Source organism: Cyanobium sp. ATX-6F1 (genome assembly GCF_047395825.1).
In the GTDB taxonomy this organism is placed as follows: Bacteria; Cyanobacteriota; Cyanobacteriia; order PCC-6307; family Cyanobiaceae; genus ATX-6F1.
The window spans coordinates 1,658,364-1,673,111 of record NZ_JBCEBF010000001.1; the positions used below are offsets into that span (position 1 = coordinate 1,658,364).

General features: G+C 67.0%; 11 protein-coding genes, 1 tRNA gene and 8 pseudogenes. 6 read left to right on the plus strand and 14 right to left on the minus strand.

The window, feature by feature from the left end:
* Nucleotides 1-15: 15 nt before the first annotated feature.
* The 3 genes and pseudogenes from AAF143_RS09505 to AAF143_RS09515 all read right to left on the minus strand — a co-directional run.
* Nucleotides 16-129, minus strand: a pseudogene (locus AAF143_RS09505) (ATP-binding cassette domain-containing protein); the annotation flags it as partial.
* A gap of 62 nt (nt 130-191) precedes the next feature.
* Nucleotides 192-844: pseudogene (locus AAF143_RS09510) on the minus strand (DUF2301 domain-containing membrane protein).
* Nucleotides 845-858: 14 nt separating this feature from the next.
* Nucleotides 859-1,773 (minus strand): glutathione S-transferase C-terminal domain-containing protein, encoded by a 915-nt coding sequence (locus AAF143_RS09515; RefSeq protein ID WP_414026917.1) that lies wholly within the window; start codon nt 1,771-1,773, stop codon nt 859-861.
* Nucleotides 1,774-1,915: 142 nt separating this feature from the next.
* On the opposite strand from AAF143_RS09515, the gene AAF143_RS09520 reads away from it, so the two are divergent.
* The gene (locus AAF143_RS09520; protein ID WP_094561166.1) at nt 1,916-2,881 is read left to right on the plus strand and encodes an aspartoacylase; all 966 of its coding nucleotides are present in this window, start codon (nt 1,916-1,918) and stop codon (nt 2,879-2,881) included.
* On the opposite strand, the gene AAF143_RS09525 is transcribed toward AAF143_RS09520, so the two are convergent.
* A complete protein-coding gene (locus AAF143_RS09525) occupies nt 2,860-3,252 on the minus strand; it encodes a hypothetical protein (protein ID WP_094561167.1) in 393 nt (130 codons plus the stop codon). The two genes, AAF143_RS09520 and AAF143_RS09525, sit on opposite strands and share 22 nt — an antisense overlap.
* A 57-nt stretch (nt 3,253-3,309) precedes the next feature.
* The gene (locus AAF143_RS09530) at nt 3,310-3,660 is read right to left on the minus strand and encodes a hypothetical protein (RefSeq protein ID WP_094561168.1); all 351 of its coding nucleotides are present in this window, start codon (nt 3,658-3,660) and stop codon (nt 3,310-3,312) included.
* A 280-nt stretch (nt 3,661-3,940) separates the two neighbouring features.
* On the opposite strand from AAF143_RS09530, the pseudogene psbA reads away from it, so the two are divergent.
* A pseudogene (gene psbA, locus AAF143_RS09535) lies at nt 3,941-5,018 on the plus strand (photosystem II q(b) protein).
* Nucleotides 5,019-5,619: 601 nt separating this feature from the next.
* On the opposite strand, the gene AAF143_RS09540 reads toward psbA, so the two are convergent.
* Nucleotides 5,620-5,691, minus strand: a tRNA-Thr gene (locus AAF143_RS09540).
* A gap of 49 nt (nt 5,692-5,740) precedes the next feature.
* On the opposite strand from AAF143_RS09540, the gene AAF143_RS09545 reads away from it, so the two are divergent.
* Nucleotides 5,741-5,995 (plus strand): DUF3493 domain-containing protein, encoded by a 255-nt coding sequence (locus AAF143_RS09545; protein ID WP_094561566.1) that lies wholly within the window; start codon nt 5,741-5,743, stop codon nt 5,993-5,995.
* Here the strand turns inward: AAF143_RS09545 and AAF143_RS09550 are convergent.
* From AAF143_RS09550 to AAF143_RS09560, 3 genes and pseudogenes are all read right to left on the minus strand, one after another.
* On the minus strand, nt 5,925-6,347 hold the full coding sequence (locus AAF143_RS09550; protein ID WP_414026931.1) for a hypothetical protein: 423 nt from the start codon (nt 6,345-6,347) through the stop codon (nt 5,925-5,927). The genes AAF143_RS09545 and AAF143_RS09550 overlap by 71 nt on opposite strands.
* Nucleotides 6,348-6,684: 337 nt before the next feature.
* Complete coding sequence (locus AAF143_RS09555) at nt 6,685-7,335, minus strand: hypothetical protein (protein ID WP_414026853.1); 651 nt, start codon at nt 7,333-7,335, stop codon at nt 6,685-6,687.
* A gap of 211 nt (nt 7,336-7,546) precedes the next feature.
* Nucleotides 7,547-7,690: pseudogene (locus tag AAF143_RS09560) on the minus strand (hypothetical protein); the annotation flags it as partial.
* 1,427 nt (nt 7,691-9,117) lie between these two features.
* Here AAF143_RS09560 and AAF143_RS09565 point away from each other — a divergent pair.
* Nucleotides 9,118-9,309, plus strand: a complete 192-nt coding sequence (locus AAF143_RS09565) for a hypothetical protein (RefSeq protein ID WP_414026854.1) — start codon at nt 9,118-9,120, stop codon at nt 9,307-9,309.
* A gap of 402 nt (nt 9,310-9,711) precedes the next feature.
* Here the strand turns inward: AAF143_RS09565 and AAF143_RS09570 are convergent, their stop codons facing one another.
* The 5 genes and pseudogenes from AAF143_RS09570 to AAF143_RS09590 all read right to left on the minus strand — a co-directional run bounded on the left by AAF143_RS09570 (nt 9,712) and on the right by AAF143_RS09590 (nt 12,592).
* On the minus strand, nt 9,712-9,960 hold the full coding sequence (locus AAF143_RS09570; protein WP_414026855.1) for a translation initiation factor IF-2 N-terminal domain-containing protein: 249 nt from the start codon (nt 9,958-9,960) through the stop codon (nt 9,712-9,714).
* Between the two features lie 118 nt (nt 9,961-10,078).
* A pseudogene (locus AAF143_RS09575) lies at nt 10,079-10,295 on the minus strand (YlxR family protein); the annotation flags it as partial.
* Nucleotides 10,296-10,322: 27 nt separating this feature from the next.
* A pseudogene (nusA, locus tag AAF143_RS09580) lies at nt 10,323-11,702 on the minus strand (transcription termination factor NusA).
* A 43-nt stretch (nt 11,703-11,745) separates the two neighbouring features.
* The gene (gene rimP, locus AAF143_RS09585) at nt 11,746-12,219 is read right to left on the minus strand and encodes a ribosome maturation factor RimP (protein WP_254988502.1); all 474 of its coding nucleotides are present in this window, start codon (nt 12,217-12,219) and stop codon (nt 11,746-11,748) included.
* A gap of 136 nt (nt 12,220-12,355) precedes the next feature.
* Complete coding sequence (locus tag AAF143_RS09590; RefSeq protein ID WP_414026918.1) at nt 12,356-12,592, minus strand: hypothetical protein; 237 nt, start codon at nt 12,590-12,592, stop codon at nt 12,356-12,358.
* A gap of 319 nt (nt 12,593-12,911) precedes the next feature.
* Here AAF143_RS09590 and AAF143_RS09595 point away from each other — a divergent pair.
* Nucleotides 12,912-13,994: pseudogene (locus AAF143_RS09595) on the plus strand (trypsin-like peptidase domain-containing protein).
* 37 nt (nt 13,995-14,031) lie between these two features.
* A pseudogene (gene rpiA, locus AAF143_RS09600) lies at nt 14,032-14,747 on the plus strand (ribose-5-phosphate isomerase RpiA).
* Nucleotide 14,748 lies beyond the last annotated feature (1 nt).

Consider the following 14,748-nt stretch of genomic DNA (forward strand, 5'->3'; position numbering starts at 1 on the left):
TGCGGGGGCGCAGCGCCGCTGGCCGCTGCCCAGGGGCTCATGGCCGGCCAGCACCTTCAGCAGGGTGCTCTTGCCGGCGCCGTTGGGGCCGATCAGCCCCAGCCGCTCCCCCTCGCCGATATGCAGGGTGAGGCCCTCAAACAGGGTGCGGATGCCGAAATCCTTGCCGGCCTCCACCAGGCTGATCAGGCTCAAGGCGCCACTCCGGCTGCGGGGTCAGCCCCGCCTGCAGCCTGGGCCTTGAGATACACGAACACGCTCTTGTCACCCACGTCGGCCGCGGCGGGCATGGGGAATTTGCGCAGGCACAGCACCAGCAGCAAAGCGCTTTCCAGGCCGAGCAAGGCCGTGCTGATCGGAGGCTGGAGCAGGCCACTGAGGTGGCCGAGCAGGGCCAGCGGCAGCAGCAGCGTCACCCCGATCGCCTCGGGCCGGCGGAAGCAGAAGAATTCCTTGAAACCCACCCCGCCAGGGCGGCGAAGAAGGGGCCGATCGCCAGCACCCAGAGGCGTTGGTTGGCGAGGGCCGGCAGCATGCCTTCGGGGCCGCGGCTGGCCGCCAGGGCGAGTGCTCCGATGCAGCCGAGCAGCCAGAACAGCTGCAATGCCCGGTGCAGCGGCACCAGGTAGATGTGAATCCAGCGCAGGGCCAGGCCCAGCCCCGCTGCCATCAGCAGCATCCATGGCCACACCAGTCCCGGCCCCAGCTGACGCCACTGCAGCAGCAACCCCGCCTGGCCCACGGCCACGGCGGTGAGGGCCAGGCGATAGCCGAGCACCTCGCGCCGGTCGGTGGCATCGATGGTGTAGGGGCCGTACACCCCCTCAAACACCGGATCGCTCATGGTGGTGCCCTGGATCACGGATCAACTGGATCGGCCCAGGCCCCTGGAACGGGGCGGCCTGACACCAGTGTGGCGAGCGGTGGCCCGGCGGGAATGATTCCGGAGGGATGCAGGGGGAACAGGGCTCCGAAATAGTCGCGGCGCCAGGCCTGTGGCCAGCAGGTGCTGGCCACGCCGGGCAGCCCGTGGAAGCGCTGCCGCCAGTCCCATAGGGCCGGCAGCTGCCAGAGGGGCAGGCGGCTGCAGCCAAACAGGGGCGCGTAAACCAACTCCAGGCGGATCAACGTGGGAAACAGCACCACGTCGGCCAGGCTCAGTTCGGCCCCACTCAGCCAGGGCGTCTGCTCGAGGGCCCGATCCGCGTCGCTCAGTGCCGCAAACAGCGCTGCTTCGGCCCGGTTGTAGGCGCCCTGGCTGCGGGCGAAGCCGCAGCGGTACACCCCATCGTTGACAGCGCTCTGCAGCCGTTCGCGCCAGTGCGTGGTGGTGGCCTCTTGGGCGGGGGGCTCCAGATTGGTCCCGTCGGGGCAGGGCCAGCGGTTGAGCAGCTCGATCAGCCGGGCGCTTTCGCCCACCAGGATGCGCCGCTCCCGGCGGGAATAAAGCGCTGGCACCGTGGCCCGCTGCCCGGGATCGGCCCCGGAGCGCCGGTAGAGCTCGATCAAGGTGGTGCAGCCCTCGAAGGGCTCAGCGAAGCGCCAGCGGCCTTCCTCGGGATCGGGATCCACCACCACCAGGGTGATGCTGGACGCCAGTTGGCGCAGGCTCCACACCAGCCAGGCCCGGTGGGCCCAGGGGCAGCTGCGGCCCACGATCAGCACATGGCCATCGGCTGCGGCGGCATCGCTGGGCAGCGGCGGCAGGGCGATGAAGGCCCCGGCGGGCCGGCGGTAGTTGCCATCGGCATCGGCGGGCCCCAGGCCGCCCATCAGCTGACGCCATTGCCAGTGCCAGAGCGCCCGGGCCGTGCGCACCAGGGGGCAGGAGGGGCCATGGTTGCGGTAGCGGCAAGGGTCTGAATCTGCGTCAGGCTGGCCCCGAAATCCAGCGCCTGGCACCAGCCATCCCCCGATGAGCCCGATTTCAGCGCCGGCCAAGGTCTTGGTGGTGGCCGGCACCCATGGCAATGAGCGCAATGCCCCCTGGCTGCTGGAGCACTGGCGCCGCCACCCAGAAGCCCTGCCGCGCCACGGCCTCGACCTGGAGCTGGTGATCGGCAACCCCGCCGCCCATGCCCGCAATCGTCGCTACCTCGAACGCGATCTCAACCGCTGTTTTGCTGCGGAGCTGTTGGCGGATGTCTCCCAGGATGGGGCGGATCTGCAGCGCGCCCGGGAGCTGGTGGCCAGCCATGGCCCAGAGGCCGAAGACCCCTGCCTGGTGGCACTGGATCTGCACAGCACCACCAGTGCCATGGGCAACGCGCTGGTGATCTACGGCCGGCGTTCGGCCGATCTGGCCCTGGCGGCCGGCATTCAGGGGCTGCTGGGCTTGCCGATCTACCTGCACGAAGCCGATGCAGCCCAAACAGGCTTTCTGGTGGAGCGCTGGCCCTGTGGCTTGGTGATCGAAGTGGGGCCGGTGCCCCAGGGGGTGATCCAGGCCCAGATCTGCCGCCAAACCCAGCTGGGGGTGGAGGCGGCTTTGGCGGTGTTGGCAGCGGCGCAGCGGGGAACGCTGCGGCTGCCGGCGGAGCTGGTGGTGCATCGCCATCTGGGCAGCCTGGATTTGCCCCGTCACCCCGATGGCACGCCCAAGGCCTGCCTGCATCCGGCGTTGCAGCACCGCGACTGGCAACCGCTGCATCCGGGTGATCCGGTGTTTGCCGATCCGGGTGGGACGACCCTCAGCTTTGAGCCGCCCCCTGGCCTGGAGGGCCAGCCCGTTTGGCCCGTGTTCGTCAATGAAGCGGCCTACGGCGAGAAGGGCATTGCCCTGAGCCTCACTCGTCGTGAATGCTGGCCGGTCTCAGCCGCCTGGTCTGCAGCCCTTTCGGCTGTGGCGTCCAAGCTGGCTCAGCGCGGGACGCCGTTGTAATCAACGCCGAGCACGCTGCGGCCATCTGTGGAAATACGGATCTCGGTTTCCACGCTGGGGGCCAGGTCCAGTTGCTGCCAGCCAGGGGCGCCACCAAGGAAGCGGAAGAGATAGCCCTCGTTGGTGTTGCTGATCAGGCACTGGTTGCCGGCGCTGGCGGTTTCGTACATGCATTGCGCTGGCCGGTACACGCTCAGGCCTCCGTTGCTTTGGATGGCTGTGTTGCGCGCCAGGTTGAGGGCCCGCACGGCGCTGAAGGGCACGGGGGCATCGGCCTGGGCCTGCGCCACCAGGGGCGCCTGCAGCGCCAGGCCGCCGGCCAACAGGCCTGGGCCGAGCAACATCGCCGCGGCAGCAAGAGGGGAGCGCATGGATTCAGGGCTTTTGTGGGCTAGCTCAACCTGGGGCCCCACTCCTGTCAAGCGGGATCAACCGCACACCAGGGTCGACTGCTCTTTGGTGCAGGGCAAATCGCTCGTGGTGCCGTCGGCCCAGTAGATGCGGAGCCGGTCGTCTTGAGTGCCGCTGCGGTACGTGAGCGACTTGATCGCCCCAGCTGGAGGTTTGCCGGCTGGATCCGCCCCGTTGCCCGGGGTCACGGCGTTGAGCTTCTGCTCCAGCTGCTGAATCTTGAGTTCGAGTTGTTCCTGGCGCTGAAGCACCCGCTGCAGTTCGGCAGACGGTTGCCGTTGACAGCCCCCGATCAGGAGTGCGGTGCTGGCCAGCGCCACCAGGGCGGCACGGATGGGCAGGGCTTGAAGCGTGGAGGGCAGTGCCATGCCGGAGAAGGTCCTGTGCAGGAAACTCCTAGCAGTGGCAGCAGCGGCTGGCTACGGATTGCCGCCATAGCCCGCCAGGATCGCCACCCATCAGCTGCGCTAATCAGAGTCATCAGCAGCCCTGCGGCATCCAGGCCGCGGCTTTCTCACCATCACCGCAATCTTCCGTTACAGTTGCGAGCGACGGGATTCCGTCCGGCTGTTTTCGCTTCTGCCCTTTCGGCAGATCGGATTCCCGCCTTCCATACCCGTTCCTCTGGAACACCCTTCTCTCGTTCTCATGACAACCACAATTCAGCAGCGCCAAGGCGCTTCTGCGTGGAACCAGTTCTGCGAGTGGGTCACCTCCACCAACAACCGCCTCTATGTGGGCTGGTTCGGTGTGCTGATGATCCCCTGCCTGCTGGCTGCCACCATCTGCTTCATCGTGGCGTTCATCGCCGCTCCCCCGTCGACATCGACGGCATCCGTGAGCCCGTCGCCGGCTCCCTGATGTACGGCAACAACATCATCTCTGGTGCTGTTGTGCCTTCCAGCAACGCCATCGGCCTGCACTTCTATCCCATCTGGGAAGCCGCCAGCCTCGATGAGTGGCTGTACAACGGTGGTCCTTTCCAGCTGGTGGTCTTCCACTTCCTGATCGGCATCTACGCCTACATGGGTCGCGAGTGGGAACTGTCCTACCGCCTCGGCATGCGCCCCTGGATCTGCGTTGCTTACAGCGCACCTGTGGCTGCTGCTTCTGCTGTGTTCCTGGTGTATCCCTTCGGTCAAGGCTCCTTCTCGGACGCCATGCCCTGGGCATCTCCGGCACCTTCAACTACATGCTGGTGTTCCAGGCTGAGCACAACATCCTGATGCACCCCTTCCACATGCTGGGTGTGGCTGGCGTCTTCGGCGGCAGCCTGTTCTCCGCCATGCACGGCTCGCTGGTGACCAGCAGCCTGGTGCGTGAGACCACCGAGAGCGAGAGCCAGAACTACGGCTACAAGTTCGGCCAAGAGGAAGAGACCTACAACATCGTGGCTGCCCACGGTTACTTCGGTCGCCTGATCTTCCAATACGCCTCCTTCAACAACAGCCGCAGCCTGCACTTCTTCCTGGCTGCCTGGCCTGTGGTTGGCATCTGGTTCACCGCCCTGGGCGTGAGCACGATGGCCTTCAACCTGAACGGTTTCAACTTCAACCAGTCGATCCTCGACGGCCAAGGCCGTGTGGTGAACACCTGGGCAGACGTGCTGAACCGTGCAGGCCTGGGCATGGAAGTGATGCACGAGCGCAACGCTCACAACTTCCCGCTCGACCTGGCAGCTGCAGAAGCCACCCCCGTGGCTCTGACCGCACCGGCAATCGGCTGAGGCAACAGCCTCTGCTGAGGCGGTGACGCTCACAACAACGGAATCCCTCAAGCCCCCTCCTCGGAGGGGGCTTTTTCATGGGAGATGGATGTGGATATCGATCTGAGTGTGGGTGCGGAGATGGATGTGAATGTGGTTGTGGCGTTGTTGCACAGGCTGTTTCACAACCGCAACAGCGGCTTTGAATACACCACCTGGGGATCGGGATCAGGCCTTCCGCCAGATCACCGCGCTGCGGCGCCGGGGATACAGCTCGCGGCACAGTGGGCAGCTGGAAGTCGACGGGCCTTCTGCTGTTTTCTTGGGGTTAGTGAGCAAGGAGAATGGATATCAGTTTTCTTGGGTACTCTTTGCTTCTAGTGATTTTGACGCGATCATTATCGGCTTTTGAAAGATTTAAATTCTGAGTGCTGCTGGCTTTTCGTACTCTGAATGGTGAAGAAGCTTTTCTTTTTGATGAGCTGAAGTCAGACCAGCTTGCGCCTGGCGTTGCATTTCGGTAAGCAGGCAGCTTGGCTGGGGCCCTCTGCTCAAAAGCCCTGGCTTCATCTGCCAGAGGGCTCTTTCGATTGCGACTGCTCGACTTTCTCTGTGTGGATCAAGCCGGTGATCGGATTTGAACCGACGACCTACTGATTACGAATCAGTTGCTCTACCCCTGAGCTACACCGGCATTCTGTTGAAATTAGCATTCAGCGGTCAGCCTGAAGCGGTGCGTGACGATGGGATCCAAGCCTGAATCGATTGATCCCGCATTGAGGGAGCGACTGTTGCTGGAGGCTCGCACTCCGTGGCGGGGGCTGCGCCGTGCGGTGTGGCTTGCCCTAGCGGCCTCGGGGGCGGTGGGGTTGGCGACGATGGCGATGCGATCAGCGAGTGGGGCTGACGTGCCCTCAGGTGATCTCCTCATCCAGATCGGCGCTTTCGCCCTCTTCGGTGGGTTGCTCTGGTTCGATCGCAACCGTGCCACCAGCTAGCACGGCTCAGGAGCGGAGGTTGGCGCTGGAGGCTCCGGCTCAGGCTCAGGGTGTCACTTCCGACGCGGTGGGCGTTGGTTGGGGCGGGAGTGGGATTGGTGATTTGCAGGGGGCTCAGCAGCAGCAGCGGCGACCCCAAGCACAGCCGCTCGGATTCCAGTTGCACGGGGGTGAGGGGCACGCAGGTGGCGAGTGCACGGCTGGGCTCCGGCTCCAGCAGCCCGATCGCCTGGCTCAGTTGTTGCCACTGCCACAGCATCAGGGCCAGCAGAGGGCAGGCCAACAGCAGCCCAACAAAACGGGGGCTGGCCGCTAGGGGCGAGGGGGAGGCCAGGGCGGCGTGCTGATCCATCCACCCAGAACAGGGGCAGCAGGGCCGCCGCTGCCAGCACTAGGGCCACCTTTGCGGGCAGCGGACCTGCAGGGCAGCCAGGCTGCGCTGGGCTTCCGCTGCGCGCTCTCACGGGCACCTGGACCAGCAGCAGTGAGCAAACGTCAGCAGGACGCTGCCAGAGCACGATGGCGGGCCCCAGGGCCCCGATGGCCCAGGCCAGCAGGCGCTCAGGCCAGGCAAAGGGCCGGGATCCGCGCCAGCAAGCACCAGCAGCAGCCCCAGCAGCTCCAGCGGAATGGCCCCGAGGGCCACGAGCTGGAGCCAGAGCAGGAGCTCGCTGCAGGGTTCACAGGGCTCAGGTGCTGAGGGTGCGGCGCTGGGTGACCAGCTTGTAGGCCTCGACGCGATCCGCTTCCTGCCAGCCGGTGTAGCGATCGGTGCCGATGCCACACTCCGAAGCCAGTGGCGACTTCCTTGACGTCGTCCTTGTTGCGACGCAGGGAGTCGAGGTCGCCCTCGAACACCTTCTCCTTGCCGCGCCACACCCGCACCTTGCAGTTGCGCGCTGCAGCTTGCCGGTGGTGACATAGCAACCGGCCACCGCACTGCGCCCGATCGTGAACACGGCGCGGACCTCGGCTTCGCCCAGGGACTCCTCAACCAGCTCCGGTTCCAGTAGGCCTTCCATGGCCATCTGGATGTCTTCCAGCAGCTTGTAGATGACGTCGTAGTCGCGTACGTCGACGCCGGTGGCATCGGCGGCTCGCTTGGCCCCTGGCGCCATCGAGGTGTTGAAGCCGACGATCACCGCGCCCGAGGCGGCGGCCAGGTCGACGTCGGTTTCGGTGGATTTCGCCCGGAGCCGAGAGCAGCACCCGCACCTGCACTTCGCCTTGGGGCAGCTGCTCGAGAGGGAGCCGAGGATCGCCTCGACGGAGCCCTGCACATCGGCCTTGAGGATCAGGTTGAGCTCCTTGAGCTCGCCTTCGCTGGCCTGGCCCGACATCGAAGCCAGGGACACCCGGCGGGAGGCGCATCACGTTGGGCCGGGCGGGTGGCGCGGGCCTCGTTGGCCCGATCGCCCACCACCGGAGCGGGCGGTCTTCCTGCGTCGGGGTACACCTCCAGCTCGTCGCCGGCGGTGGGCACTTCCGCTGAAGCCGAGGGGCTTCGACGGCATAGGAGGGGCCGGCTTCCTTCACGCGCTTGCCGGTGTCGTCGACCATGGCGCGCACCTTGCCGAGCACCGGACCCGCCGCCAGCACGTCGCCGGCCTTCAGGGTGCCGTTCTGCACCAACAGCGTGGCCACTGGTCCCTTGGCCTTGTCGAGGTGAGCCTCGATCACGGTGCCCCTGGCCATCCGATCCGGGTTGGCCTGGAGGGCGCTCCACCTCCGTCACCAGCAGGATCATCTCCAGCAGCTTGTCGACGTTCTCGCCCTTGATGGCGCTCACCTGCACCATCACGGTGTCGCCCCAGTCTTCGGCCACCAGTTCGAGGGCCGAGAGCTCCTGCTTCACACGGTCGGGGGAGGCGCACTTCCTTGTCGATCTTGTTGATGGCGACGACGAGCGGCACCTCGGCCGCCCGTGGCGTGGCTGGATCGCCTCCTGGGTCTGCGGCACGCACGCCGTCGTCGGCGGCGACCACCAGCACGGCCACGTCGGTGGCCTTGGCGCCGCGGGCGCCGCATGGCGTGAAGCGCCTCGTGGCCCGGCGTGTCGAGGAAGGTGATCTTGCGCTGCTCGCCCGCGTGGGGGATCTCCACCTGATACGCACCGATGTGCGGTGATGCCGCCGGCCTCGCCGGCGGCCACGCGGGTGGTGCGGATGGCGTCGAGCAGCGCGTGTCTTGCCGTGGTCGACGTGGCCCATCACGGTGACCACAGGCGGGCGACGGATCAGGTAATCGCGGTCACTCTCCCTCGATCATTTCCACTGTCTTGGCGGCGGCTTCCTCGACGTCGTCCTCGAGCACCGGCACGCCGAATTCTTCGGCCACCGCGCTCGATCGTCGAGAGGTCGAGGCTTTGGGTGACCGTGGCGATGATCCCCTTGAAGGAGAGGCTCTTGATGATTTCCGGAGCTCTCAACGCCGAGTTTCTCGGCCAGCTCCTGCACCGTGAGGTTGCCCTCCGGCACGATCAGCATCTCGGGCCGCACGGCCTTGGCTTCGCGGAGGGCCCGCAATTCCATGGCGCGGCGGCGCTGCCGCTGACGGGTGGTTTCCTTCGCGCTTCCGCATCGCCGCAATGGGCTTGGCGGCAGGGGTGGAGGCGGTGCGGGGCTTGGCGGGGCGGGCCAGGCTGGCCTGCAGCACGAAGGCTTCCTGCTCGCCCGCGTAGCCGCCGGTTTCGGCGGTGAGCGCATCATCGTTTTCGCCGATGATGTGCACCTTGGTGCGCTGCTTTGCGGCGCGGCGCTGCGCAGCGCCTCCAGTTTGGCGCTGTCGTCCCAGTCGGGTCGGCGGGGGCGTCCTGCTGCACCAGCGGGCGTGGGGCCCGGAAGCCAGGCCGCCGCGGTGCGGCCGGTGGGGTGGCGCTGGGGCGCACCAGATCGGGCGTGCCCGGGCTTGACGGTGCGCCGGCTTCGGTTCGATCCCCGGGGCGCCGTGGCGGTGGAGCAGTGGGTCGGCCGGAGGGCTTCTGGAGCTGCATCAGCTCGCCAGGGCCATCGGCTTGCGCATGCCGGCGGGCATGCCTGGGCGGCCCGGGGCGGCGGGGCGCCCAGGGGCTCCGGGGGCGGCGCTATCGCGGCGAATCGGTTTGCCGACCAGCTCGAGAGGGGTTGGGCCGGGACGACCTGGTGCCCCTGGCTTGCCGGGGCGAACAGGGGCCGGAGCTCCAGCCCGCTGGGGTGGTGCCGGCCGCTGGCTCAGCTGGCGGGCGGCCCGCCGGAGAGGCGGGGCGGCTGCTGGTGCCGCTGCCAGCGCCGGCGGGGGCGCTGGTGGGGGCGCTGGTGGGACGTCCCACCAGTTGAGGCTTGCTGGGGGCAGGTCGAACGGGCAGCTCAGGTCTCCGACTTGGCGTGGGAGCCGCCGCTGCTGGGCGGGCTGGGGGTGGGGTGCCGGGGCGAGCGGGTTTGGAGGCAATCACAACCGGCTTGCTCGGTGCGCCGCCGCAGGCCGGGCCGGTGCCGCGGGCTTGCTGGGTGCGGGGGCTTGCTTGCCGCCGCAGGCTTGCTGACCACGGTTGGTTTGCTAACCACTGCAGGCTTGCTGGGAGCGGCCGGTTTGCTTGAGGAAGGCGGTTGGTTGGCTGGCTTGGCCGCCACGGGCCGGGCCGGGGGCATGGCTGGCTCGCGGCCATGGGCGGTGCTGCGGCCGTTTGGGTTGGGGTCGCTGGCCTCGGGCCGGCGGCAGGCTTGGACGCCTCGGCAGCATCATTGGTGGCCTTCTTGACCGAGAGAATCGCCTTCGTCGGGGCGGTGGGGGCGAAGCAGCGCCCGGTTGCCGTTGCTGCCCGCCTCGATCAGGGGAGCGGATCCGTGGGACGCTTCGTCGTCGCTGATCGAGCTGCTGTGGCTCTTGGCCGCAACCCCCAACTTCTCGGCGGCATCGAGCACGTCCTTGTTCTCCAGGCCCATGTCCCGGGACAGCTCATAAATTCTGACTTTGCCGCTGCTGGTCATTCAGGTCTCCATGGATCGGGGCCCAGGGCCGCCAAGCGGGGCCAAGGGGCACGCAGGCCGCACGCACACTCTGCGGCCAATGTTCATCTTGCCTTAGAGGCGAGATCAGCGCCGGAGTGTTAGGGCGCTTTTGCAGGGTTTCAACGATGGAATCTGAAACCTGACAGCGCAGGGCCCGTTGCGGACAGCTTGCGTCGTCTGGCCTCTTCCAGGCACACCGGATTGGGGCAGAGGTAAGCCGAGCGGCCCATGCCCTGGTCCAATCCGATTCCTCCTTCGGCCAGCCGGATCACCCGCCAGAGCTGCTGGCGATCCAGCAGCGCACGACAGGCCACACAGCGCCCGAAGCACGATCCGGGGCGTCACCGGGCCTCATCCTCTGCGAGGGTCTCCTGTGCGACGGCCTCCTCGGCAGCAAAATCTTGGCCGTCTTCGCCAAGGTCCTCCTCGATCTTCGGGCAGGGGGTGGAGCACCCGCAGGCGGGCGTCTTCCTCGGCCCGGGCCGCCTGCTCGATCTCCAGACGGGCTTCGGCTTCGGCCTGGAGAGCCTCCTCCTCCTGGCGCTGGGCGATCAGCTCAGAACACCACGGCATCTTCGGCGGACTGGTCGTATTCGCTGGCGTTCTTGATGTCGATCTTCCAGCCCGTGAGGCGGGCCGCCAGACGCACGTTTTGCCCTTCGCGGCCGATGGCGAGGCTGAGTTGGTCAGGGGGCACCAGCACGTGGGCGTGCTGGCCTTCCGGGTCCACCAGTCGCACCATCTCCACTCGCGCCGGGCTGAGGGAGTTGGCGATGTATTGGCCCGGGTCGGGCGACCAGCGGATCACGTCGATCTTCTCGCCGCGCAGCTCGTTGACCACCTGCTGGATGCGGGAACCGCGGGCGCCGATGCAGGCACCCACTGGGTCGACTTCGCGCTCCACGGAATCCACGGCCACCTTGGTGCGCGGCCCCACTGAGCGGGAGGGGGATTGGCTTCCCGCGCCACAGCCACGATCCGTACCGAGCCCTCCTGGATCTCGGGCACCTCATTCTCAAACAGGTACACAACCAGGCCGGCGTTGGAGCGGCTCACAAACAGTTGGGGGCCTCGCCGGGCCACCTCGCTCACTTCCTTGAGGAACACCTTGAAGGTGGCGTTGGCGCGGTAGTTGTCGTTGGGTAGTTGGTCGCGGCGGGGAGCTCCAGCCTCCACCTCGGGCCGGCCCAAGCCACTGCTCACAGCCATGATCACGCTCTGGCGCTCGAAGCGGATCACCCGGGCCGTGAGCACGGGGTCTTCGAGGTCGGCGAATTCCTCCTGAATCATGCGGCGCTGTTGGTCACGCAGCTTCTGGGCCAGCACCTGCTTGGTGGTGGCGGCGGCCATGCGGCCGAACTCTTCTTTTTCGGGGTGACGTCGAGCACCACGGTGTCGCCGATCTGGGCGTCATCGGCGACCTGTTGCACCTCGGCCAGGGAAATCTGGTGGTCTTCGCTCTCCACCTCCTCGACAATGATTTTCGAGGCCAGCACCCGGTAGCCCTCCTCTTCCAGGTCGAGGCCGACGTCGAAGTTGGAGAAGTAGTCCTCCTCAAAAGGGTCTTCGCTGATTCCCAAATACAGGGTGCGGCGATAGCGCTCGTAGCCCTTGAGCAGGGCTTCACGCAGGGCGGCCTCCACAACGGCGGGTGGCAATTTCTTCTCGTCGCTGATGTCCTCGATCAGGTTGTTCAGACCGGGGAGCAAAACCAGGGCCATGGATCAGGGGTGAGAAATGGTCAGGGAGCGGTGAAGAGGCGGATCAGGTGGGCTGGGTCGGGGTGGCCAGGCAGACGCTGATCACCGAGTCCCGCGGGATGCGCTGGGTGCGGCCGCGGATGTTGAGGTGCACATCCGTTGCATCGCGCCCTAGCAGGAGCCCTTCGCGCCGCACTTCAAGGCCCTTGCTATCGCGGCAGTGCACGGCCACTGGAAATCCGCGAAAGCTGCGGAAATCCCGGTCGTCGTGCAGATCGTCGCTGACGCCAGGGCTGCTGACCTCCAGAACATAGGCGTCGCCGAGGAGCTCGGCTGCTTCAATCGCCTCGCCGAGGGGCGCGCTCAGGGAGGCGCACTCATCGAGGCTGATGTCGCTGCCATCGGCGCGTTGCACCAGCACCTGCACCGTCATGGGGATGCGGTGGGTGAACAGATGCACGCCCTTGAGCGCGAAGCCGGATTGCGCCACAGCCGCTTGGGCCAGGCGCTCCAGATCGGGCAGGAGGGGGTGGGGCAACGCTGCAGTGGGGCTGGGGGCAGGAGGCCCGCCGGCTTTTGCAGTCTGGAAAACTGCCCATCTGCACGGTCCGTTGCATGCGCCCTTGGGCGCAAAGCTGAACCGTGACGATTGGGATTGCCCGCCGGGCAAGCCATCACCCTAGGGGATGGTCCGTCCCAGGCCCCATGCCGCCCAAGGGAGGCATCTCAATCACCGGGGCTTCGGCGAAGTAGTCGCTGGGCTGCACGGTGCCGCGCTGGCCGGCGTCTTGGTTGAGGCACTGGCCCTTCTGCTCGGCGGTGCGCAGGTATTGGCAAACCCTGGCCCAGAGCTTGGCGCGCGTGCCCGGGGCGCCCTGGCTGAAATGCACCAGGTCGTTGCCGCCAACCATGCCCTGGATCTCCACCTGGCAGAGCGTGCAGCGCTGGCGGGTGCCGGGGGGATTGCTGCCATGGCCGCCTATGCGATCAAACGCCAACTTAGGCGGATGGGCCTGCCTCAGTTCACTCTGCTGTGTTGGCGGCGTCCCTAGCCTTGGAGCCGCGATTGCAGGGCTCCTGCCCCTTTTCCGTGAATGGGTTGTCGATGAAGTGGGTGAGGGTTTGCTCCGTGCTGCTGGTTCCCCTGCTCTGGCTGGGCTCGGCAGTTGGCCTGATGGTTGCCTGGGAGGCCGGTTGGGGGGTGGCGAGTCTGCAGCCCTGGCCCTGGAGATGCCCGCCACTGCCGTGGTGCCAACCAGTCCCGTGGTTCCAACCAGTCCCTTGGTGCCCACCAGTCCCCATAGCTTTGTGGCTGATGCGGCCCGGGCCGTGGCCCCCGCGGTGGTGCGCATCGACACCGAGCGGGAGGTGGCCCGCCAGCCCTTTGATCCCGCCCTGCTGGATCCGTTGTTGCGCGACCTGTTTGGCGATCCCTCCGGCAGCATGCGCGAGCGGGGTCAGGGCTCCGGGGTGGTGATCGATGCCGGCAAGGGCTTGGTGCTCACCAATGCCCACGTGGTCGACCAGGTGGACAGCGTTGAGGTGACCCTGGCCGATGGCCTGCACGTGGATGGGGCTGTGGTGGGGGCCGACTCGGTCACCGATCTGGCCGTGGTCAAAATTCCTGGCTCCCGGGATCTGCGCGCCGCGCCCCTGGGGGATTCCGAAGCCCTGGAAGTGGGCGACTGGGCCATTGCCATGGGCAGTCCTTACGGACTTGAGCGCACGGTGACGCTGGGGATCGTGTCAAGCCTGCACCGCAACATCAACAGCCTCGGTTTCGCCGATAAGCGCCTCGACCTGATCCAGACCGACGCCGCGATCAACCCCGGCAACTCCGGGGGCCGCTGATCAATGCCACTGGTGAAGTGATCGGCATCAACACCCTCGTCCGCTCAGGCCCTGGTGCTGGCCTCGGCTTTGCGATTCCGATCAACCTGGCCCGAGGGGTGGCCGCCCAGCTCAGCACCGGCGGCCGAGGTGGTGCACCCCTATCTCGGGTTGCAGCTGGTGCCGCTCACCGCCCGTCGGGCCCGCGACAACAACCGCGACCCCGACGCCCTGTTGCAGCTTCCGGAGCGGGATGGGGCGCTGGTGCAGCGGGTGCTGCCCGCCAGTCCGGCGGAAACGGCGGGCTTGCGTCGCGGCGATCTGGTGGTGGGCGTCGCCGACCAGCCGGTGCCCGATCCGGCCAGCCTGCTTGAGCGGGTGGAACGCAGCAGTGTTGGAGAGCCCCTGCCGCTGACCGTGGTCCGCGGCCAGCGGGAGCTCAGCCTCACGATCAAGCCGGCGGCGTTGCCCCACACCGGATGAACGCTGCTACGGTCGCGGCCCGAGAGAGGAGCACCGGATGTCGGACCTGCAGGACCGGATGAAGCAGGCCGTGGCAACGGCTGCCACCGAGCAGATCCGCAGCGGCATGGTGGTGGGCCTGGGCTCCGGCTCCACCGCGGCCCTGATGATTCAGGCCCTCGGGGCGAAGCTCAACAGCGGCGAACTCACCGATGTGGTGGGGGTCACCAGCATCGTTTCAGGGGGAGGTGCTGGCCGCCGAGCTGGGCATTCCGCTCAAGAGCCTCAATGCGATCGAGCGCATCGATCTCCGCCATCGACGGGGCCGATGAGGTCGATCCCTCCTTCCAGCTGATCAAGGGCGGTGGCGCCTGCCAGGTGCAGGAGAAGCTGGTGGCCCGCCGCGCCGAGCGCTTTGTGGTGGTGGTGGATGCCGCCAAGCTTGTCGACACGCTCAACCTGGGCTTTCTGCTGCCGGTGGAGGTGCTGCCCGGCGCCTGGCGTCAGGTGCAGGCTGAGCTCGCCGCCATGGGCGGTGATGCCCAGCTGCGCATGGCTGTGAAGAAGGCCGGCCCGGTGGTGACCGACCAGGGCAACCTGGTGCTGGATGTGAAATTTGCCGGCGGGATCAGCGATCCGGCGGGCCTGGAAGCGGCGATCAACAACCTGCCCGGCGTGCTGGAGAACGGTCTGTTCGTCAACATCACCGACCAGGTGCTGGTGGGTGAAATCGTTGATGGCCAGCCGCGGGTGCGTGATCTGGTGAAGCGCTAGG